The sequence below is a fragment of the Dokdonia sp. Hel_I_53 genome (genome assembly GCF_007827465.1).
Classification (GTDB): domain Bacteria; phylum Bacteroidota; class Bacteroidia; order Flavobacteriales; family Flavobacteriaceae; genus Dokdonia.
In genome coordinates, this window is record NZ_VISL01000001.1 from 624473 (window position 1) to 648148 (window position 23676).

16 protein-coding genes are annotated in these 23676 nt (G+C 34.9%); 6 read left to right on the forward strand and 10 right to left on the reverse strand.

The genetic code is table 11. From position 1 onward, the window contains the following. Positions 1-13: 13 nt before the first annotated feature. A complete protein-coding gene (locus OD90_RS02720; RefSeq protein WP_261374452.1) occupies positions 14-2104 on the reverse strand; it encodes an ATP-dependent helicase in 2091 nt (696 codons plus the stop codon). 26 nt (positions 2105-2130) lie between these two features. Between OD90_RS02720 and OD90_RS02725 the strand changes: the two genes are divergently transcribed. From OD90_RS02725 to OD90_RS02735, 3 genes are all read left to right on the forward strand, one after another. After that, positions 2131-3447, forward strand: coding sequence for a GIY-YIG nuclease family protein (locus OD90_RS02725; protein WP_144666216.1), 1317 nt, complete (start codon positions 2131-2133; stop codon positions 3445-3447). A 257-nt stretch (positions 3448-3704) separates the two neighbouring features. Next, positions 3705-4256: a hypothetical protein gene (locus tag OD90_RS02730; RefSeq protein WP_144666219.1), complete on the forward strand. Its 552-nt coding sequence runs from the start codon at positions 3705-3707 to the stop codon at positions 4254-4256. Between the two features lie 83 nt (positions 4257-4339). After that, positions 4340-4756, forward strand: coding sequence for a zinc-binding dehydrogenase (locus OD90_RS02735; protein WP_315897480.1), 417 nt, complete (start codon positions 4340-4342; stop codon positions 4754-4756). A gap of 63 nt (positions 4757-4819) precedes the next feature. On the opposite strand, the gene OD90_RS02740 is transcribed toward OD90_RS02735, so the two are convergent. From OD90_RS02740 to OD90_RS02780, 9 genes are all read right to left on the reverse strand, one after another. Further along, positions 4820-6073, reverse strand: a complete 1254-nt coding sequence (locus tag OD90_RS02740; protein WP_144666225.1) for an NAD(P)/FAD-dependent oxidoreductase — start codon at positions 6071-6073, stop codon at positions 4820-4822. Between the two features lie 82 nt (positions 6074-6155). Beyond that, a complete protein-coding gene (locus OD90_RS02745; RefSeq protein WP_144666228.1) occupies positions 6156-8465 on the reverse strand; it encodes a BamA/TamA family outer membrane protein in 2310 nt (769 codons plus the stop codon). A 1-nt stretch (position 8466) separates the two neighbouring features. Beyond that, the gene (locus OD90_RS02750; protein WP_144666231.1) at positions 8467-13512 is read right to left on the reverse strand and encodes a translocation/assembly module TamB; all 5046 of its coding nucleotides are present in this window, start codon (positions 13510-13512) and stop codon (positions 8467-8469) included. Between the two features lie 162 nt (positions 13513-13674). Beyond that, entirely contained in the window at positions 13675-15936 is a 2262-nt protein-coding gene (locus OD90_RS02755; RefSeq protein ID WP_261374453.1) for a T9SS type B sorting domain-containing protein, read from the reverse strand. A 144-nt stretch (positions 15937-16080) separates the two neighbouring features. Further along, positions 16081-16692 (reverse strand): fasciclin domain-containing protein, encoded by a 612-nt coding sequence (locus tag OD90_RS02760; protein WP_144666237.1) that lies wholly within the window; start codon positions 16690-16692, stop codon positions 16081-16083. A gap of 168 nt (positions 16693-16860) precedes the next feature. Then, a complete protein-coding gene (locus OD90_RS02765) occupies positions 16861-17499 on the reverse strand; it encodes a fasciclin domain-containing protein (RefSeq protein ID WP_144666240.1) in 639 nt (212 codons plus the stop codon). Positions 17500-17598: 99 nt separating this feature from the next. Next, positions 17599-18648: an NAD(P)-dependent alcohol dehydrogenase gene (locus tag OD90_RS02770; protein ID WP_144666243.1), complete on the reverse strand. Its 1050-nt coding sequence runs from the start codon at positions 18646-18648 to the stop codon at positions 17599-17601. A 57-nt stretch (positions 18649-18705) separates the two neighbouring features. Next, entirely contained in the window at positions 18706-19656 is a 951-nt protein-coding gene (locus OD90_RS02775) for a YihY/virulence factor BrkB family protein (protein WP_144666246.1), read from the reverse strand. A gap of 32 nt (positions 19657-19688) precedes the next feature. After that, the gene (locus tag OD90_RS02780; protein ID WP_144666249.1) at positions 19689-20795 is read right to left on the reverse strand and encodes an alkene reductase; all 1107 of its coding nucleotides are present in this window, start codon (positions 20793-20795) and stop codon (positions 19689-19691) included. 245 nt (positions 20796-21040) lie between these two features. On the opposite strand from OD90_RS02780, the gene OD90_RS02785 reads away from it, so the two are divergent. From OD90_RS02785 to rlmF, 3 genes are all read left to right on the forward strand, one after another. Then, entirely contained in the window at positions 21041-22432 is a 1392-nt protein-coding gene (locus OD90_RS02785) for an exonuclease domain-containing protein (RefSeq protein WP_144666251.1), read from the forward strand. A gap of 2 nt (positions 22433-22434) precedes the next feature. Beyond that, the gene (locus OD90_RS02790) at positions 22435-22719 is read left to right on the forward strand and encodes an acetyltransferase (protein ID WP_144666254.1); all 285 of its coding nucleotides are present in this window, start codon (positions 22435-22437) and stop codon (positions 22717-22719) included. Between the two features lie 109 nt (positions 22720-22828). Continuing rightward, the gene (gene rlmF, locus OD90_RS02795) at positions 22829-23674 is read left to right on the forward strand and encodes a 23S rRNA (adenine(1618)-N(6))-methyltransferase RlmF (RefSeq protein WP_144666257.1); all 846 of its coding nucleotides are present in this window, start codon (positions 22829-22831) and stop codon (positions 23672-23674) included. Positions 23675-23676 lie beyond the last annotated feature (2 nt).

Genomic DNA, 23676 nt, shown 5'->3' on the forward strand with positions numbered 1-23676 from the left:
TAGGAAATTTTTTCTATGAAAAATCCATTCCTAAATCGAGGTCAATTTCATTTTCCTTTTGGGCATCTTTTACAGCAGAAAAATTACCTTTTGGAAACGTTTGCTCCACAAGTTGCTCTGGTATTGCTTCTAAGAAATACGCACTTTCATTTATTGCCTCATCATTACCTGAATTCAAAGGCTGATGAAATGCATTTATAGATTCTGTAGATCTTGTGATGAAAAGGGTGTTTTTTGCCCTTGTTAGTGCAACATACAAAACGCGTCTGTCTTCTTCTGTTTCTTCTATATTCCCTAAACTATAAGCAGATGGATATACTTTTGGGGAAACATTAAGTACAAAGCAAATATCAGCTTCTAGACCTTTTGCCGAGTGTACCGTAGATATGGTGACATGATCTTTTCGCTCGGCGGTGAGTAACTTAGAACTCTCTAGGGTATGACTTCCACCTACATTTGTAGCATTATCTAATATCCCCTCAGAGATAAACTCTCCAAGGGTGCTATAATTTTCAGCGAGCATTTCTAATACGGGGAAATCTGGCTTGCGCTTTTCAATCCAATCTTTACTGTATTTCATTGCAAGTTCAAACTCCATCAATTTATAAAGCTCGTGCACAGCTTGCTTTACCTTTCCTTTATTAGAAGCTATCGCATTGTAATAAGCTGCTGCTTGTTCTCCTTCTTTTCCAGGTATGATTGTAGTCAACCCGCCAGCTTCAATATCTTCTGGATCAAGTCGCATGACCTCTGTCATATAACTTGTAGCTTTTACCGGTCCTATACCATGAATAAATGTAAAGAAGCGCATCCAAGCAATTTCATCTAAAGGATTATTGATAACCCGCATCACAGCTACTACATCTTTAATATGCGCTGCTTCTAAAAATTTTCTACCGCCAAAAGTTTGATAGGGAATCTTTTTCTGTAAAAAAACAGCCTGCAATGGTCTTGTATAATACTGTGATCTGCTTAGAATTAAAAAATCTGAAAATGAGTTTCCACCCTCTGTAAATGCTTCAAGAATTTTCGTGGCTATATAGTTTGCTTCTTGGAACTGGTTATCCACATTGACGATGATGGGTTTGTTTCCTACACCACGACTGGCGATTAATTTTTTATTGTACTGGATGGGAGATGACTCTAATAGCCAATTGGAAACATCTAGAATTTCTTGAGTTGATCTATAATTTTTATCTAACACCTTTACTTCTGCATCTGCTACCCGTTCTTTAAAAAGATGCACGTTTTTAAAATCTGCACCCCTAAAACTATAAATAGACTGCGCATCATCACCTACACAGAACAAACTACAAATATATTCAAATGGTTTAAGGAGATACCATTGTAATGGGTTCGTATCCTGCATCTCATCTATAAGAATGTGCTGGTAAACACCAGAGAGCAACTTTCTTGCAGCTTCATCTTTGTTAAGCCTATTGGCTACAACTAAGAGTAAATCATCATAATCTAAGTACTGCTGTCTTTTTTTCTGTGTTTGGTATTCTTTAATTAAGTGTTCTAGCTGTGGTCTCAATGTGGCAATTTCCTCCGTAGTTTGAGGATCATCTTTGCCCTTAAAAAGTATTTTTCGAATGGTATCCGTTAGGTTTGATCGCGTATTTCTCGCAAATGAAAATACATCTAGAATCTGCTGTGGCTTTATCCGCACCTTACCGTATTCCTCATTGGCTGTTCCGCAGGCCATCTTCATTAAACTCAGTTGATCATCAGGATCAATAACCGTATAGTTTGCGGCACCAAAGAGATTTGGGAATTTGGTTATTAACTGATTACACCAACTGTGAAAGGTACTTCCGTTAAGCGCACGTGTATCATAATCTGACAAGCCCGCTTTTACACGCTCCACAATTTCATTTGCAGCTCTCTTGGTGAAGGTTAAAATTTGGATTTGATCTGCGGGAACTCCAGAGTTAATTAAAAATTCCGCTCTGCCTACAATAGTTTTTGTTTTCCCAGTACCTGCTCCAGCAAGAAGCAATAAGTGCTTTCCAGAAAACTCAATCGCCTCCCGTTGTTTTGTGTTGTAATTCTCCAAAATTATAGCGGTAATTTTTACTTCAAATATAGGAATTAATTCCATAATTTTGGAATTTATCCCAAATCCCAATGCACACTAAAGTCTATATAGATCTTCTAGGCAGCTCAAATAATTTGAAGATATCCAGTATTGTCGCACTATCCTTAACTATTGTGGATAGCTCAGAAAATGTAACCACCCACAACTATATTTTCAAACCACTCAACGTGCTTACTACAGCCCAAGAACTCAAAACTGGCTATTCAAATGGAGCACTAAGAAAGCACCCTCCATTTATTGAGAAAGCAGAAGAAATACTAGCGCATAGTATTTCTAGTGAGCTACACTTTTATGATATGCAAGCAGAAAGATTGTGGCGAAAAGTACTTCGGGAGATTGGCTATCCTATGTATAAAAGCGATACAGTACTGGAGAAGCAATTAAAGGTTTTGAAGTCTGATTTATACGGCCTTACACTACCCGAGTTGGCTTTGGCATTTAATTTTGAAGGAACTATCAATTCCAAGGGTCACAATTCATTACCGCTTTATCATTGCTATGAGAATATTGGGTATTCCGCTTTCGCGAAAGCAAAAAAAGAAAAATCACCTAGTAACGACCAACAACTACCCTCATCTCCTGGAGTGTACTATTTCACTAACGCTGACGGAGAAATCATTTATGTGGGAAAAGCCATCAATATTAGAAAACGCGTAAAGTCTCACTTCTCAAGCAAGCTATCTTTTGAGAAAGAGTTATGCAATGCTACCGATAAAGTGACCTATGAAGAGACCGGAAACGAATTAATTGCGCTACTAAAAGAGTCTCAAGAGATCTATGCCTTGCAGCCTAAATATAATACCCAGCAGACGGAGGACATCAATCCTTGGGTGATTGTAAAGAAGGTAGATGCAAAAGGTGTTGTGCGATTAAAGCCAGAAGAAAAATCTTATGATGATTTTGAACACCGCATTACGTTTAACCGAGCTTCTGTATTGCAAAAATTAAAACTCTTGCAAGTGCTGCATAGCCTATGCCCACGATTTATAGGTGTAGAACGTATAGCAGGGAGTTGTTCCAATCCTAAATGTCTAGGTGTTTGTCGGGGTGAAGAAGACCTAGACCAATACAACGCCAGGGCTGAAAAAGCATTTCAAGAATTGAATGAAAAGGTAGCATCGTATTACCTAAGACTAAAAGGCCGACATACAGGTGAAAGCGCGTTTATTCTTGTTAAAGATAATTTGTATTGTGGTTATGGCTTTATAGAAAACCACGAGGTCATTAGTTCTATTGAGGATTTAGAAGCTTTTCTAATTAAACAACCACATACTTATTATAGTAGTAGAAGTATTTTAAATTACTTAGGCAAACGTGGTGTGGAGAAGGTTAATTTTAAATTTTGATTAGCGTAGTTGTTGTCATCAGTTTCTGATAAAGTGCTTATAAATTCCCCAAGTTTGTTTTAGCATTTTTATTATTTCTATATTTAGAATCCTTTAGTAGTTGGGAGCTAAGGATTTATTATTTAGTTTTCACTATTATAAACAAGCTGTTGTAGTGCATTTGAAACAGACAAATTCAACAATAAATAGAACTTTTAATACTCCGATTGGACAAGTTCTTTGTGGACTAAGAACAGACTCCTTCTACATTAAATCTTTTGAAAGGAAAGAGTATAAAAATGGAAAGTCAGTTTTCTATAAAAACCAAAGGGTACAGAATTGAATTGATTGAATACAAAATGAAACAACCGCTATATAATGGTGAGAGTGTTGAAGATTCATATGGTTGGATTTGGAGAATAGAGAAAATCCAACAATCTAAAGAGAAGTTAAAATTAAGTTGTGTCTTAACCGACTATCCTGACAAAGTTGATTTTGTCAAAGCTACAGGAGAACATTTGGACGCAATTGAATTCAGTAACGACGAATGGACTTTACATATCGGCACAGAAGACGGAGAAATTCTCAATTCACGAGCGAAATCAAATGATTGGTTTCCAAAGCGACTTGAAAACAAAGTTGACTTCTATCAATCAATCACAAAAATGTTGAAAGAAGGATTTGAAACAGAAATCCCTGAACTGAACATTGGAGAAGAAATCCATATTCAATATTTGACAGCATATGACAAGAAAAATGCAAAATCTATTAATACTTGGCTAGCGGTTGACCAATTCAAACGACAACTTGAAAATTGGATTGGACTTTAGTAAGAAAGAAAGAACGCACTACAGCAAAATCTACACGCAATTAGCTTGCAGGACACTGCGCATAGCCAAACCGTGGCAGTCTGATTAATTACAACACTACATCAAATATGAAAGCAGCACTTAAAGAAGCCTGTCCTAACGGAATAGATGTGTATTATGACAATGTAGGAGGAGAAACTGCAGAGGCTGTGATGTATTTAATTAATAAAAATGCACGTATAATTAATTGCGGAGCTATTTCCATGTATAATGATAAGAAAATGCCTCAATTAGATGCCGTACAACCTTTTCTAGTACGTAAAAGTGCGTTAATGCAAGGGTTTATAGTATCTAATTATCAAGATGAATTTGGTAAAGGTATGCAGCAATTAGGACAATGGTTAAAGGAAGGTAAACTTACTTATAAACAAACCATAGTAGAGGGTTTTGAAAACATCCCTCAAGCGTTCTTAGATTTATTTACGGGTGAAAATGTGGGTAAAATGATTGTAAAAGTATAACTGCTCACCTATTGAATTTTTAGGAATACGTTCATAGTGACGTATCCCTTTTTTAGTGCTAATTTATTTCAAAAGTCCTTCAGTTTTTTCAATAACAGCTTCTGCGGCACGTTCACCAGATTGCATGGCTGCATTAAGTGAAGTATTTAATGTGTGATCACCGGCTACAAAAACACGACTTGTAAGTTGCATTTCTGATGGGTGACAGTCATTCTTTAAGTTATCTAACTTTGGAAGCGCTTTTTTAATGCTGTAATGCTTTAAAAATTGGGCTCCTACAATATTACAGTAGGTACTCAGCTCTGCTTTTATAGTGGCAATAAGTCCTTGATCGCTTAAGTCATGGTCTTTGACCACAGTTACAGAAAGTAGCTCTTTCTTGCCTTTTTGTGCAACGTCTAAAGTGTTAAGATAAAAAAGGTTATTAATAAGTGCATTTTCATCTGCCACTAGACTAATGAGTGGTTTAGAGTCTTTAGGGGCATCAACTTCAAAATATAGTGTATCACAAGACTTCCAAGATAGTCCTTGTCCTCTTAAATTAGGAACCATCGGGCTAGGTGCTGTTGCAATTATTGTGTAGTCTGTTTCTAAGTCCGTTCCATTGTCCAATGTGATTTTAGTATCAACTATGGAAGTGACTTTCGTGTCAAATAAAAATTGAGTTTGTTTTAAAGAATCTTTTAATTGTTTTGGAATTGATTCCATACCGGCTTTAGGAAGAGTAGCCATACCTTCTCCAAACATTTTATATACAAACTCAAACATTCTGCTAGAGGTAGATAATTCTGGCTCTAAAAAGATGCCAGCAAAGAATGGTTTAAAGAATTCACTGTTCATTTGCACACTAAATCCTCTTTCTCTCAGATATTCTATGGTAGTCAGTTCTGGTGATTCAAAAATTTCTGAAATTGACTTCTTTTTTAAATCTTTTGCTAGCTTTAATATTTTAAACTTATCACCAATAGTACCAACAGATGAACGTAACGTAGGGAAGGCTAATTTAAGACTACGCGTGGGATCACCAAGAATTTGTGATTTTCTATTCTTAAAAATTTTGGCTCCAGGTAAAAACTTTTGAAGTTCTAATTTTTCATAGTCTAAATACTTTTTGGCTAATGGATAAGCCTCTAACAATACTTGAAACCCATGATCTAATTGGTAGCCTTCAACAATATCAGTTTTTACTCTACCTCCTACTCGATCGCTTGCTTCTATGATTGTGGGTTTATACCCTTTATCTTCAAGTACTTTTGCGGCAATAAGACCGCTTATACCAGCGCCTATAATGTGGATTTTTGGGTTTTGCTTACTCATAATTTCTTTACAGTCAGATCGAAATGGTTTGTTTTTAAATCAATATGTATTATTTATAGGTGTACGCTTTCGCGAAAGCGCACTAGAAAGGATAACCGATAGCAAAATTTAATAAAGGTTCATCAATTTTAAAATCCCAACGCTCACCTTCTTCTAACGAAGGATCATGAAAAGGAGCAGCCAAATCAAAACGGATCACAAAACCTTGTACATCTACCCGTAGGCCAAAACCTCCACCTATACCCAATTCACTCATAAAACTGGAGGTAAATTCATCGCCATCTAGTTCTGGATTATCTTCGCTATTCCAAATATTCCCAGCATCTACAAAGAAAGCACCCTTTACAAAACCAAAAATTGGGAAGCGATACTCTGCATTTGCTTCTAAACGTAAATTCCCTATTTGATCAAAAAATGTATTTTGAGTATCACCACCATCTGAAGTTCCAGGGCCTAAAGAGCGTATTCTAAATGCTCTCACACTATAAGGACCCCCTGCATAGTATTGTTTTACAAAAGGTAAAATATCTGAATTCCCATAGGCATATCCATACCCCGCAAATAGTCTAGTTGCAATTTTTTGATCTTTGTTTCGGCCAAAATTAAAATGATACCTAGCATCGACATCCAGTTTTGCAAATTGAGCATATTCGAGTCCTAAAAAAGCTTTGCCGTTTGTTTGACCAGCATCTGTTATTATATCATCTTCAGATGACTCCACATCTTTTCCAAAGAGGCTTACGGTATTACCAGCAATTTCAAATCCTGCATTTAAGAAAAATTGATGTGTCGAATTTGAGTTCACCATTCCGTTATAGGTGAAATTATAAGTACTACCCGCGATAAATTGCTTTTGAAAACTTCTTTTGAGAAATGTATTTTCTCGTAATATAGTTTCAAATTCACTCGTAGTATTAGATAATCGTGTATAGCTTATAGAAATTGGGTTAAATCGATGTGTTACAAATTTGTTTGAATCCCAACTGTATCCAAAACCTGCATTTCCAGATAATAAAGTGTATAGTTTACTACGATTTAAATAATCTACTCCTAAAGCGGTAACTGTTTTAGGTATATTATACTTAAAAAAATCCTCATTTATTTTAACAGGAAAAAGCAGCCTTGGAAAAATGAGTTCTCCAGAAAGTCCTAGTTCGATACTACTTAGACTCTCCCCACCACCAAGTTGCACCTCATACCCAGCAGCTCCTGTTATATTTAAAATTTCTCCTCCCTTAAAAAGATTGCGATTGGTATAGGTTAATGCTAGACCAGGACCAGCAAAATTATTTGACTTTGTGACCGCTTGTAATTCAGCTCTAACAGCTCTTTTATTTAATGGAGATAAATAAATATTTGCTTTAAGTATACCTAAACTATCATTGCGTAGACTGTCTATTTCTTCATACTGGATGTTTACAAATTTATAAGCACCTATAGTAGAAAGTCTTCTAGCTGTGTTACGGGAGGTATCTGGATTATAAAGCGCTCCTTCTTTTAATGTGATATATCGTGCTAAATATTTTGGTTTGAAGTAGACTTCATCCTGTATAAAATTGAGACTGTCATATCGTATCTGGCGGCTAACTAAGGTATCAGAGAGATCGTAATCAGGATACACATTGATTTCCTTAATCTTATAAGGAACAATCACCTTCTTGGGAACACCTTTTTTTACCTTTAAATATAAATCAAAGCGTTTATTTTTATATTGATTTGTATCTACTTCAAATATTAGAAACGAAGGATTAAAATTGTAGTAGCCCTTACGTTTTAGGTTATAATCTATACGATCTCTTTCTAGTTTTAAGTTAGAAAGATCATAGCGCATCCCTTTCTCAAATTGAGTCTTTTTAATTGAGCTTATCATCTCTCGATAGATAGGAGGCGACAATGTGTCTAGTTGATACGTCTGCATGCGATAGGGCTCCGGGATCTGAACTGTATAGGTTATGGAAGCTGTAGGGCTATTTTCGCTTTCGCGAAAGCGAGAACTTGCTACACTATAAAAAAATCCTCGGTTTTCAAGTCTATTACGAAGTAAATCTTCTACTTCATACTCAGCTACATCTGATTGATAGACCGGCTCCTCACCTATTTTCTTATTTAAAAATCTATTGATGAATCCTGGTTTCTCACGCTGAGACTTGTAATGAACGTACAGTCCTGGATACATCCCCAATATCTTGGAGTTAGGAGATGGCCGTAGTACAGATTCCAGTTCATCATTGAGCTGACTTACATTTATGATGGTAGTATCAGACTCAATTACAACTTCACCCCCTGTATAGAGTCGTTCCCCTTCAGGAATAAATTTTTCCACGCTACAAGAGGTAGAAATTCCAATTATGAGAATTAGTATGAGATAATATGATGTTTTTTTTAACTGCACCTTAATCTATTTTATTTGCATCTATTTTCTCTTGAGAAGGCTGATTTTCTTTTTCTGCTTTTTCTTCTTCAATGAGTTCTTCTTGTTTTTTACGTAAGATAGCGTCCCATAGTTCACTAAATTGATTGAATTCCTGCTGGAATATCACGGAAATACCGTTGACAATAGTCTGACCATCAATAACATTTTCATATTCGCTTCTTCTAAAACCCCTCAATCTATACTGACCATCTTCTGTAAGTTCATATTCTAAACTTACATTACCTATAAGTGGTGTGCCTTCACCCGAAGTACTTTCCCCTTGAACATCGACGCTGCTTCCTACACTCACTTTAAGTTTATCATTAAAGAATTTTCTTGAGGCAGCAATGTCTAATTGTGTTCGCTCACTAGCAGTGGTTCCACTATAGTCTGTGAAACTATCAAGTCCAAAATCTAAATTAAATCCAGAATTTCCTAAAAGTTTATCTGAAAATATATTGAGCTGATCTGATAGTGCATCATTGAGGTTATCTCTAGCTATCGTTGCAAACCCTCCATTGCTTCCATCAGATCCTGACCCTGGATAGAATCTATTTAAGACTAATAGCGAGAATACTTGTTTGTTTAATTCACTTTCTTGTTGATTTATTTGTTGCACTTGAGCATAGACTGCTCCTCCAAGAGACCCTTGTTCATCTTCAGGTAAATCCAACGCAAAATCTATTGACGGGCTTAATAATTCTCCATCAATATTTAAGTATACTAAAAACGGTAAAACTTGTCTAAATTGGTTTTTTAGTGCTGTATCATCATTAGATATAGATGGAGCCATAAGTCCAGATGCTGAAGTTTCTACCTCATAAACAGCCCTAACATCCAGTTTTGCATCAAATGGATCGCCTGACCAGCTTACACGGCTGCTTGGGTCTAGCGTAAAGGTTCTGTTTACGAGATTATATAAATTCATTTCGTATTTTCCTCCTGCGACATCGTACACACCAGAAAGACTCATACGCCCATTGGGCTGAAGTCCAAAATTGAAATCTCCATCTCCGTAAACATTCAAGTTATCTCCAGTTTCTTCATCTATGATGATTGTAACTTGCGCTTCTTTGTTAATTTTGAGATTTGCATTGATATCAAAACCAACTATGGTTCCAGTTTCTTCTTCAGACCTTGTTAATATTGCATCTGGATTTTCTTTATTTACAAAAGTGACAATCCCATCACTAGATTCTATATTTGCGGTTGCTGTGGGCATAATGTAAGTGACATCAGTCGCTCCACCTACGGTAGCATCTATATTTACTATAGGTATTTGTACATCTCCTTTAATGGTTGCAGTTGCATCAAAAACAGCTTTCCCAAAAAGAAAATCATTATCTCCTTCTTTTGCATCAAGGGCCTGAAAATCATTTGCGCTCATTCTTAGATCAAATGTTGGATTTAGAAAGCTTTCTGTTCCTATAAACCCAGAAGCTATTAACGTATTTCCTCTTACGTCTCTCAGCGTAAAATTATCCATAGTAATCCCAGCATTATCTATAGATATAGTTTCTCTTTTTAGGATGAAAGGTGCATTAAGTTTAGTTACTGTAAACCCAGCATTTTCAAAACGAAGAAATCCTAAGTATGATAAGTCTGCAAGTTTACCATTCATTTTAAAGTTACCACTAAAACTTCCACTACCATCTTTAAGTTCACCTAATGAGAATCCATCAATAGCATTCATTCTTACTTCATTAAGATCGAGATCCATATTTATTTGAGCTCCATCTACATCAGCAACATAATCTCCTTCTAATGTGAGATCAACGCTTCCGCCACCGATGGCCATGTTAAAATCATATTTATTTCCTCTTAATGATCTCCCTGCGAGCTCTAAAACCCCAAGATCTTCTCCTAAAACTCCAAACCGTTCTACATATAAATCTGCGAGAAATCCAATATCTCCAAAAGGTTCTTCTATTACTAGATCACCACTTAAATTTCCTTGAGCTAACTTCTTATTAGGATTCAAGTATGACAACAACTCACTTAATTTAAAATTTTGAAAATCAATTGCAATATGATCTTTTATGATCGTGGGAAGTTTGTCTGTAAACTCAACAGATTGTCCTTCTCTTTGGAAAAGAAAATTATTAAATAAAAGCTTCTTGTCTGTGATAATAATCTCATTACTCTGTGGGACTTTCCATCGTTTTTTATTAAAAGTCAAACTATCTGCAAGCACATGAAACCGTAACCTATCTCTACTTCCTGTAATTTCTGAAGACACATTAATTAACGTCTCATTGTCATGATAAGCTTCAAAGTCTAGACTCAATTCATTGTTGGTTTGAATACCGCTAATCTTAGTACGTTTTATAGCTAAAGGTCCTGCAGTTATTGCATCAAATCCTAAATCAAAATTAAAATAATCCTTATTAGTTTTCATAGAAAAAGAAAGACTATCTAACTCATTCCCACTGTAATTTATATGTGGAGCATTTATCGAAGCGTTTAACTTTCGTTCTGCTTGTGCAAAATCAAGAACAATCGACACCGTATCAAGATCTTTCATGTTAACCAAAAACACTTCATTTAGAAGTGGAGATTGCTTTACTTGTCCTCTAAGCTTAATATTCACAGGATCGACAATAGTGTCTGGTATGATTGCATCTCTATAAAAATAACTATACACATGATCTTGTAGTGCAGTTGCAAATTGAGTAGGTTCTGCATTACTACGCAGGTCTAAATCAATGATTTTATTTTGAAAAGTAATTGCAGTACTATCAGTTCTGACTTTTGCTTTAAAATCTACATCACCCATAAGATATGTACGATCATCATAAACAAAAACACCATCATTAACAGTCGCGTATGCGTCATAACTCGTAGTGTTTCCTTTGAAATAACCATTTAATTTAAAGCCTGTTCTTACATCTCTTTTCATCAAACCTAAAGATTGTAAGTTGGCTCCTACAACATTGAGATTTACAGTTGCTTCTGGCGCAATAGAGTCAAGCACCACAATCCCATCAAGAGCAATATTAAGATTGTCATCTTTGTATTTTGACTGGATAGCCCCTTTTCCATTTTTTACTTGACCTGTTAGTTTAAGATCATTTATTTCATACTTCCTGAAAGAAAATCGATCTATGGTAGCTTCGAGGTTTGCATCCAAAGTATTGATGGAAGATCCATTTCCATTAGTATCTATTTTAAGTGATAAATTTCCTATTTGGTCATTATTAAGTAATTCTCCGAGTGCATAGTCTTGAATATTGATATCTGCATTAAATATAAGACCAATATCATTTTTAAATGTCCCATTTACAGTTACTAGACCTTGTGATGATTCTAAGATTGCATTTGCTTTAAAATCGCTAATTGATCCTTGCGCATTTCCAGAAATCTTAAAGGTATCTGGTAAATTATATTGTAAGGAATCTGTAGGAACAAATTGTGACAGATCATTCTTTGTCGTGTTAGCGTTAATATTAGTCAGGTTAAACTTAAGATTATTTACATCTGTTACATTTTGAAGACTTCCACTTGCGCTTAGATCTGTCGCATCTCCCCAGTTAGCATAAAGGGATGGCAGTGACAGATTTGCTAGTGTACCAGAAGCTTTTACAGAACCATAGATAGGTTTTGCACTCAATTTTCTAAAATTCTCGTTAGTTGCTAGATCAGGTTGAAATTTATAAAACTCTCTGAGATAAACTTGAAGGGAAGAAATATCTAAATCTAACCTCGTGTTCTCTGGTCTTTTCTGTAAAGCTTCAAACGACGAATAATTTAAAACTATATCTCCATTTAATCTACTTCTATTAATTGACGCTTGAATATTTGATAAATCGGTTTCATTGTCAGAGATTTTAAAGACCCCTGAAAATTGGTTTACGTTTATTCCAGAAAATTCGACTCCAGTAAGTCTATTTATCTGCCCCCCAGCAGTTTGATTTTGTAGATAAATTTTTGGAGATTTTAGATTAAGATCATTAATTGCAATAGCATTTTCATTAAACACGCCATTTCTAGGTGATGCACCATCAACACTGTAATCAATATCCGTATTTTGAATTAGAATGTCTTCAAAAACGACATCATAATCAGGAAATAAAGATGATGAACTTTCCGAATCATTGGTTGATGCTAGTGTAATCATCTTCACATCAACTTTAGAATCTTCGAGATTAAATTTATTTACGTCAATCACAAAATTTTCAAAATCTGCTTTTGGGATGATAGCGTATAAATTTTCAATGTCAAAATCTACATTTGCACCTATAATTGAACTTGTATAATTACCATCTACATCGATAAGCGTAAGTTCTTCAAAGGCCAAAGTAGGTTTTGGAACGCTATCACCATCAGAATCTGACACGACTTCATATTGATACACGTCTATTGTTGCGTTTTTTAAAAGAGATTCACCTGAAGAAAATGTCATGGATTCTAAATCAACCATTTCCATTTCCAAATCTAACTCTCCTACTCTATAACGACTGTCAATTCCAGTAATACTATCCTTGTAGGTTACATCAAAATCATTAAAGTATAAATCCCCTAATTCAATGTTGAAAGGCTTAGATTCTTCTTGTTTTGTATTTTCTTTTGTAGAAGTATTACTAGAACTCAAAGCTTCACTTAAAAATGAAAAGTTAAATCCATTTTCTTTATTGTTTCTGATGATATTTGCCCTAACACCCTCCCAGTCTAAGCGCTCCACACCTATATCACCACCGCGTAACATAGAGATAAGCGGCACATCTGCTTCCAGTGATTTACTATAAATTAAGGTATCCCCTTTCTTATCCTCAAGGTAGAGACCATTTAACATAACATCACCATCATACGTGATAAAAAGTTTGTCAATTTCAACCTTTGTACCTGTTTTATCAGATAGATAGTTAACTACTTTATTTACAATAATGTCTTGACCCCATTCACTTCTAATAAAAAAAATTATTAAAAAAAGAAACAAGAGAATAGCTAGTAGGATTCTCCCTATAATACGTAGCCACTTGTATTTTTTTTGAGGCTTTTTTTCGGAGTCTTTGGTTTCTTTGGTCAAAGGAATAAATAAGAGATATTGAACATAACAAATTAACGCCGAAACCAATTGTTAACATAATGTGCTGCCGTAAACTTGTGTTAAATTGAAATATTAAAATATTAAAATTTTAACAAATAGCAGTTTTGCTTTTATGCTTTCGCGAAAGCGTACCAAAAATTATTAGCGTACCAACGAGAAATTTCCCTTATGGATTGAACCATCCTCAAATTGTACAAAATACCAGTAATCATTACGGGGTAGTAATTTTCCATTAAATATTCCATTCCATCCTTGACCCATGGATCTAGATTGATACAAGACTTTTCCATAACGATCAAATATGATAAATCTCACAGTCGTATTGATTTGATCTGAAGCTCCTTGAATCATCCAGGTATCGTTTGTTCCGTCTCCATTAGGAGTGAAAAACTTTGGAAATCCTAATACAGAAATAATCTTAGAACTTACCCCGCAACCGTTTTTATCTCTAACAAAGACCTCATAAAATCCTGGAGATACATTTTCAAATGTATTCTCTTCTTGATAGGGCCCTGTGCTATTTCCAATACTATATTCATAGAGGCCGTCTCCTGTAACATTGATTGTAACAGTGCTATTATCAGAAAAACTGTTTATGTCAACATCATTAATTATTGCAACATCAGAGGGTACTAAAGTTATAATTCTTGACGATGTACAATTATTTTGATTTGTAACAGAAGCCATATAGACTCCAGTTTCATTTACTTGAATCTCAGAAGTATTTTCATCAATATTCACACCATTATAGCTCCATTCGTACTGGTAAAGAGATGTGTCATCTGCTACTCCGCTAGAAATTGATATTGTTTCTGGATAGGTATTGAGGCAATAAAATATTTGCTCATCGATTTCTAATTGTGGTGGGCTTTCAACGAGGATACTTACTTCTGAAATTGATATACATTGACCACCATCGTTTACGCGAACAAATAATTGCAGGTTTTGGTTACTTGTGGTGTAATTTACACCCAGTCTATTTTCTTCTAAATATGCATCTTGAACTGTTAAGTAATAAGCTACTGTAGTTCCTGATGGAAGTTGATCCTGAAATTGAGATGTAACATAATTTAAGTCAATGATAGCAATACCATCGCTTATATCATCATCACATACAATCTGATCTAATAAATTAAGTGTTAAATTACTCGTTGTTAAGGTAAGTTCTCCTATAGAAGAACATCCTGATTGTGACTCTATTACTGCATAAATAAGTTCATTGGGAATCGTGTTAGTATACCTATCTGGATTATTGATTGAATTAATTCTATCTTGAGCATCAATCAAACTATAATAAAAACCTTGTATGCGCACACCTCCAAGGTTTCCAGTTAAACTTTCAAATGAATCGAATAGATTATAAACTGCAATACCATCTCCATTCTCATCGCATTGGTCTAAATTTGAATTAAAAACTTCTGGATTTTCAGCAAATTCTATCGTTATTTCCCCAAATGCTTGGCAGTTGTTTTGTAAATCAATTATTACTTCATAGAAGCCATCTTGAGAAGCTATCAATTCATTACTTGTTTCTAACAACAGCACACCATCTCTAAACCATTGATAATTTACCGCATCTGGTTCATCTACGCTCAGTGTTGTAAAATTGCTCTCACATACTGCATTGCCTCCATTTATGGTTCTGTCTTCCCCTAAATCTACACCCAACTGAAAACTACCTGCTTCTAAGAAAACTGCTGAGTCAAAACGGTAATTTTGCTCATCTGCTATTACTAATTTTACTTGATAGGTGATGTTAGGTCTAATAAAAGCTTTAGCTTCCAGCACTTTTGTTTGACCATTAAAATTAATAGGAGCTGAATTATCATTAAAAGTGTCAAAATAAAACTCGTTTATCGCCGCACACCCATTTGGTATTTCTGGATGTACAGTAGTTACTTTTACGGGTGTATTGGTGTCTGGAACTAATGCTATATTTTGAAATTGTTGTGTTCCCTCTTCACGTATTAGAAATCCAAATAAATCTGAAAACTGACAAGTATTAGGGTTACCTTCTTGATACTCTTCTGATGCAAATAAATAACGAAAACGCACTTCTGAGGCAGTAGATTGGAAATTAAATTCTAATAGAGTTGCGTTTGTTGTGTTTGTCTCGTTAAGGACATTTTCGAGATCTGTATCTCCAGCCCAATTTTGAGCGTCATCATCACTAAGCGTTGTATTAGGACCTTGCACATTTTGTAAACGTCCAGTGCTTAAAACAATTCCTTCTTGTAACGGAAAGGAACTTCCATTTGAATTGAAGTAACCATAGCTCTGATCTCCACCTCCGAAATTACCCCCCAGCACATTTGTTACTTGTATGTTGGAAATACAATTGCTGTTTATCAATATATCTTCTACAAGCTGTTGTGGGGAATAGATTTGTGAATCTACCGTCACATTCTGACAATAGCCCGATAATGAAAAAAGTAAAAGAAGGAAAATAAAGTTAAATTGTAGAGTCATTTTAAAATTACGAAGATACTATCCATATTTTGATTTTAAAATGTCTTTAGTGTAGAGCTGCAAAAACTGTCTACATTACTAATGTGCGAATAGTACGGCGTCTACAATATGAATTGTACCATTAGATGCATCTATATCAGACTCTATGATAGTTGCTTTTTTACCATTGTTATCTTGTAGAATAATATCATCTCCCTCAAGAGTAGCTGCTAACTTTTTACCACTTAATGTAACCATATTGAGCTCTCCATCATTTGAGTTTATCTCAGCAGTCATATCTTTAGATGACCAATTATCACCTACAATGTGATAACGAACGCGCTTAGCTAAAGACTTTTTTTTATTAGAAATAGTGAGATTTTGTTTTCTTGGCATTTTCATAAATGCTTTATCTGTGGGCGCAAAGACAGTAAGATTTTCAGTATCTTGGAGTGTATCTTTCAAACCAGTTATTTCAATACTTTCATTTAAAATGGATAAACTTTTAATTTCTGAGAGCTTACTAGTAATACTTGAATCTCTAAATTCTTGTTCTATAATGGCAGACTTTAATTCTGCATTTATAGAATCACGCAAGACAATTTCCTTTTGAGCTTCTCTACGAATTTCTTTCTTTCGTTTTTCTTTATCACAAGAGGTGAATAAAATTAATAATGTAATTAGTATTATATATGGTTTAATCGTTGGCATTTTTTGTGTTTCTTTTTTACAAATATATTAATATCAGAGTCTTTAACATTTTAAAAGATCGTTAAACTACACACAATTACTGCCAATATACCCTATTTATAATTTCATTATAACAATAAAGGCTCAACAGTTGTTGAACCTTTATGATATTTAAAAGAAATAAGTTGATTAATTTTTCTTCATCAAAACTTGATCTACAATGTGAACTATACCGTTAGATGCATTTACATCTGCAGTAGTTACCTTAGACATTTTTCCTCTCGAGTCTTTTATAACGACATCACCACCGCTCATCATTGCTGTAAGCTCACCACCGCCTACAGTGCTAAATGTATACGATCCGTTATTTTCTTTAATTGCTGCCACTAATTTAGCAGAGTCTATACTACCTTGAACAACATGATACTGCAACACATCTGTAAGTGCAGCTTTACTTTCTGGCTTAACTAATGTCTCAACAGTTCCACTAGGCAATGCGTCAAATGCAGTATTAGAAGGAGCAAACACAGTATAGCTTCCTGGTTCCATCATCATAGGAGCAAGATCTGCTGCTTTTAAAGCCGTTACAAGGGTAGACAGGCTTTCTGTAGCCATCGCCTTAGCAGCAATACTATTTGCTTGCGCTTCTTCTCTTGCAGCTTCTTCTTTCATTTTTGCTTCTTCCTCTGCTTTAATAGCCATTTCTGTAGCTTCTTTTTCAGCAGCGATTCTAGCTTCTTCTGCTTCTTTTTTACTGTCATCACATGATGTTAGTGTTAGCATAGAAACGAATGCTACAAGCGCAATACTTTTGAATTTCTTAATCATAATTAATTGATTTTGGTTATTAATTTGGTGTATATACGTTCTCAAGATCTAAAAGGTTGTCATGGTAGTGACAATATTCTGTTAAAGTTATCGTAAATTTTAAGACCTTAGTGATTTCATATCTATCACAAAGCGATATTTTACATCAGAATCCTTTACTCTCTGATAAGCTGTGTTGATTGTATTTATATCAATCATTTCTACATCACTAACAATATTATTCTCTCCACAAAAATCTAGCATTTCTTGCGTTTCTTTAATACCCCCTATTAGTGACCCCGCCACTGTTTTACGACCCATGATGAGATTTCCTCCATGTACATCTGGTAAGGGCTCTATTGCGCCCACCATACACATTGTGCCATCTACGCCTAATAGTTGAATATATGGATTGATATCGTGACTTACAGGAACCGTGTTGAGAATAAAATCAAATGTACCTCTATGATCTTTCATTGCATCGTCATCTTTAGAAATTAATACACTATCTGCTCCTAGCCTCTTAGCATCTTCAGACTTCTCTTTAGATGTTGTAATCATTACGGTCTCTGCCCCCATTGCATGCGAAAATTTTATCCCCATATGACCTAGACCTCCTAATCCTACTACACCCACTTTCATCCCTTCTTTTACTCCCCAATGGTGTAATGGTGAAAATGTAGTGATCCCAGCACATAACAATGGTGCTACTGCTTTTGTATCCAAATTGTCAGGAATACTCAACACAAAATGTTCATCTACAGTAATCTCTTCTGAATAGCCTCCAAATGTATGGCCTCCTAAATGCTTGTCTTTTCCATTGTAAGTGCCTACCATCCCTTTTTCACAAAACTGCTCAAGGTCATCTTTACAAGGTGTACATTCTCTGCAGGAATCTACCATACACCCTACTCCAACTAAGTCACCTTTTTTAAAGTTAGTTACATCTGATCCTACTTCTAAAACCTCACCTATAATCTCATGACCTGGTACTACTGGATATTTTGCATTGCCCCAATCGTTCTGTACTGTATGAATATCACTATGACACACACCACAATATGTTATTTTGATTTTTACATCTTTAGCTTGTGTATCTCGACGCTGTATTGTCATTTCTTTCAAATCTGCATCTTTCTCTTTTGCTCCGTATGCTTTAACTTGGCTCATATTTTCTAATTTTTATTAATTCAGTTATAATTTTCGCGAAAGCGATTTGTTTGATAATTATGAGGATGCAAAGGATTTTTTATTCTTAGATCCTACCCCTCTTTTGATCTCTTGTTTTTGTAGAAGATACTTATTTGCATAAACCTTTGTAAAGTTTGCTCCAAAAAATAAAATCAAGCTACTATAAGAAACCCATAACATTATAAGTATTATAGATCCAGCTGCACCGTAGGTTGAACCTGGCTCCATTATTTTAAAGTAATACGCCAGTAAAAATTTCCCTACAACGAAAAGCACAGCTGTTATCGCTGCGCCTACTCTCACAGCACGCCATCTTATATTTACATCAGGAAGAAATTTAAATAGTGCAGCAAACAGTGTATAAATTAAAATTAAAGACAACATGGTGTCTCCAATAAAAACTTTATCTACTGCTACCTCTGGCAATAAATACGCCAATCTGTTTGAAAATGTAGAGATAAGCGTTGTCATTAAAAGACTTACTAATAATAGAAAACCCAATATTAATATAAACCCAAATCCTTTTGCTCTACTTTTAATTAAATTTATGACTCCCTCTTGAGCTCCTGCAGACATGCCCCATATTTTATTTAGTGCATTTTGTAATTGAAAAAACACCCCTGTAGCTCCATATATGAGAACGATTACCCCTACAATTGTGGTAAATAGACCTGTTTTTTTGTCTCCTCGATCAAGCATCATTAGACGAATGGATTCTGCTGTTTCTTGACCTATAGCTTTTGATATTTCATCAAGTAATTCACCTTGTACAATCTCTTTTCCCCAGATACTCCCTACGACATTTAAAATTATGACAATCAATGCAGGTAGTGAGAGTATTGCGTAGTAAGCCACTATAGCACTTAATTGAAATGGATTTGAATCCATCCAATTGCGGTAAGTATCTTTGAGTAGCTCAGGTATATCTTTAAAATTAAAGGAACGACTACTGTGCTTTTTATAGCTAGATGACTGAAACTCTTTCATAGAAAAAACCCTCGATTCACGAGGGTTTTATATTAAGCTAATTCTGTAGATTCCGTTAACGTAGGATAATCAATATATCCCTTTGGTCCAGGGCTATAAAAGGTTTCTTGATCTGGTTCATTTAGAGGTGCCTCTTTTTCAAAGCGTTGAGGCAAGTCTGGGTTTGCTAGAAAATCTCTACCGTATGCGATAAGATCCCCCTTGTTATCCATAAGGTCTTGATTACCGCTTTTAGCATCATACCCTCCACTTAAAATCAATAAACCATTAAAGGTGTCACGTATATTCTTACGAATATCTGTTGGTAAAGCTGGAGCTCCCATTGCTTCATGATCAACAAGATGCATATATAAAATACCTATGTTATTAATTTTTGAAGTTAAGTATGAAAATGTTTCTTCTTGCCCCTCAAAAGGACCAATATCATTCATAGCACCATTAGGTGAAATTCGTATACCTACCTTATCTACGCCTATTGCGTTTGCAACATGTTGTGTTACCTCCAGTGTTAATCTACATCTGTTTTCTACTGACCCTCCATAGTTATCAGTACGTTTATTAGTTTTAGGGTTAAGAAATTGATCTAGCAAATATCCATTTGCACTATGTACTTCTACCCCATTAAAACCTGCTTCTATTGCGTTTTTTGCTGCGGTTACATATTCTTTTATAACAGTTTCAATATCTGAAATACTCATGGCTGTAGGCTCAGGAATTTCTAATTCTCCTTTACCATCTACATACATTTTTGTGCTCTCTGGTTTTATAGCAGATGGTGCGAATATGATGGATCCTTCTGGCATATTATCAGGGTGAGAAACTCTTCCTGTATGCATTAATTGCATAAATATTCTTGCATCATTTTTATGCACAGAATTTGTAACTGCTTTCCAAGCTTCTACTTGATGATCATTATAAATTCCAGGAATACGCGGATAACCTACACCATTAGGAGAGGGAGCAGTTCCTTCTGTTATTATGAGTCCAGCGGTGGCTCTTTCTCCGTAATATTTTGCCATGATATCCGTTGGGATATGCTCTTGTGTTGATCTCGATCGCGTAAGCGGCGCCATTACCATTTTATTTTTAAGGGAGATGCGTTCACTATTTAGTGGAGATAATAATTCTGTATGTTTCATCTTTTTCTTTTTTAGTAAAGTTATATTTAGACAGTGTGAGAACGGGTTAAGGTGCTGTTAAAACAATGTTTTTGTAATCACAAAAATTAGAATGCTTTCGCGAAAGTAGAATGCAACCATTTCTCTTTCAAAAAAAAGGAGTAGACTAAATTGCTAAATGAAAGTGAATTGATTTTTCGGAATTATTCCTAATTATTGGATTTTTTATATCTTAGCAAAGTATATATTAAGCGCTATTTAAAAACATGCAATCTGAAGTTTACAGTATTATTGACGTTGAAACTACCGGTAAGGTTATAAATGGTAATCGTATTACAGAGATTTGTGTCGTACGCATAGAGAATGGAAAGATTACTGATAAATTTACTTCGCTTATAAACCCTGAACAATACATCCCTCCATTTATAACTAATCTTACAGGTATAGATGATGAAATGGTTTGTGATGCTCCATTATTTAAGGATATTGCTGGGCAAATTTTAGAGATCACAAGGGATGCCATATTTGTAGCACATAATGTCAACTTTGATTTTAATGTTTTAAAAAGTGAGTTTAAAAGAATTAATGTTCAATTTACCCTTAAGAAGCTTTGCACAGTAAGGCTTTCGCGCAAGCTTATCCCTAATTTATATAGTTATTCTTTAGGAAATATTTGTGCGTCTATTGGGATACCTCTTCATAATAGACATCGTGCTGAAGGAGATACAGATGCAACCGTCATACTCTTTAAGCGTATTATAGAACTTGATAAAGATCGTAAGGTGATTTCTATGTTTTTAAACGCGCGTTCAAAAGAAGCTACCCTCCCACCTCATTTACCGGCAAGAATTATACAAGAATTGCCAGAAAATGCTGGCATCTATTTGTTTAAAGATAAAGGTGGAAAAGTAATTTATGTAGGTAAGGCCATAAACATTAAACAAAGAGTGCTGTCACATTTTTACGATAAAAAAAATAAAGAATATTTACTTGGACAAGAGACCTATCATATTGATTATGAATTAACAGGAAATGAATTATGTGCGTTGCTCTTAGAGTCTGAGTATATACAACACTATTATCCAAAGTATAATCGCGCACAGAAAATACCTGTAACCACATACTCCATTATTTCTTACGAGAACCGCAAAGGAATCATACAGCTAGCTATTGCCAAAACAAAATACAGAAGTAGCGCTACACAAAAAACATATAAGAAAGCCGAAGCGCAAGCAAAGCTTATAGAGCTGTGTGAGCAATTTGAACTATGTCCTCGGTTTTGTGGTTTACAAGCTACATTTAATGCGTGTTCTCATTACAGTTTAAAAAATTGTAAAGGTATATGCAGTGATAAAGAAAAAGTTTCAACTTATAATAAGAGGGTTCAAAAAGCACTCGTATCGCTTCAAGAAAAATGCAAAACCTATATCATTAAAGAGGCTGGTAGAACGGAAGGTGAAAGTGCATTTATCTATGTTTTAGACGGTGTTTACAAAGGTTTTGGTTTTATCTCTCAAGAAGACCAAATTTCACCTTGGGATGTTATAGATACATTTTTAGAACCTAAAAAAAGTACGTATCACACTAATATCATTTTAAATAGCTACCTCAAAAAAAATAAAACTTCACCTATATACCCATTATCACTCATAGCTTAATTATGAACACTGCTATCCAATACAAAGAGTATTACCTACAATTTCCAGAAGCATTAGTACGTAAGTATCCAGAATTAAATTTTGAAAATCATTGCTATTTAAGAATTGCGCTAGATAATGTCGTAGGAACTAAGTGGGATAAACGAATTGCAAAGCCTGCCTATAAACATCTAAACACTAGGCAACGTGCATTGGTGATAGAATATCTATCAAACTACCTAGATGACAAAGCTCTTTTGCAGTCTCATCACATGATATCGATGGCTTATCGAGGTAAGCTAGTCTAGCTTTATAAAGTTTATGACCAACTTATATGTAAACCATAAGATTGATACTTTTTTATGTGGTAATTTTGAATTTTATAGAATGCCTATAATTTTGCAAATAATTTAATGAATGCATCCAAATAACAGAAACAAGGACCCTTATCAATTTAAATATTTACGTAAGGCTAACCCTAAACTTTCGCCATATATTCTCGATACAGACAGAGGTATACAAACCGTCGATTTTACAAACTCTGATGCTGTACTCGAACTTAACCGGGCAATAATGTTAAGTGATTACTCGCTTAATGCATATGAACTTCCTAGTGGCTATTTATGCCCAGCAGTTCCTGGACGTGCAGATTATCTATTATATCTTAAGGATTTTATTAATAAGGAACAAGCCCATGGTTTAGATATAGGCACTGGTGCAAATTTTATATATCCATTACTAGCAGCATCGTTATTTAAATGGAAAATGAAAGGAGTAGATACAGATAAAAATGCTATTAAAAATGCATCTCTCCTCATAGAAAATAATACTCATCTCAAAGGTTTTCTAACTGCTGCACACCAATCTACACCTGCTCATATTTTTGAAGGAATACTATTACCTGGTGAGAAATATGATTTTACAATGTGCAACCCGCCGTTTTACAGTTCTGAAAAGGAAGCATTTAAAGCGACAAAAGATAAATCGAAAGGGTTGAAACTTAAAGAAGTAACGAGGAATTTCAAAGGACAGTCTAATGAGCTCTGGTGCAATGGTGGAGAAGCGCTTTTTGTAAAGAGAATGATTAAAGAAAGTGTGAAGTTTAAATCTCAAGTAGGTTGGTTTACTACACTCATTTCTAAAAATGAAAATTTACCTAAACTTAAAAAACAACTTGAAAAACTCAACTCTGTTTATCAGACTGTTGATATGTCACAAGGCAATAAAAAATCAAGGTTTCTAGCCTGGAAGTTTAAAGAGTAATG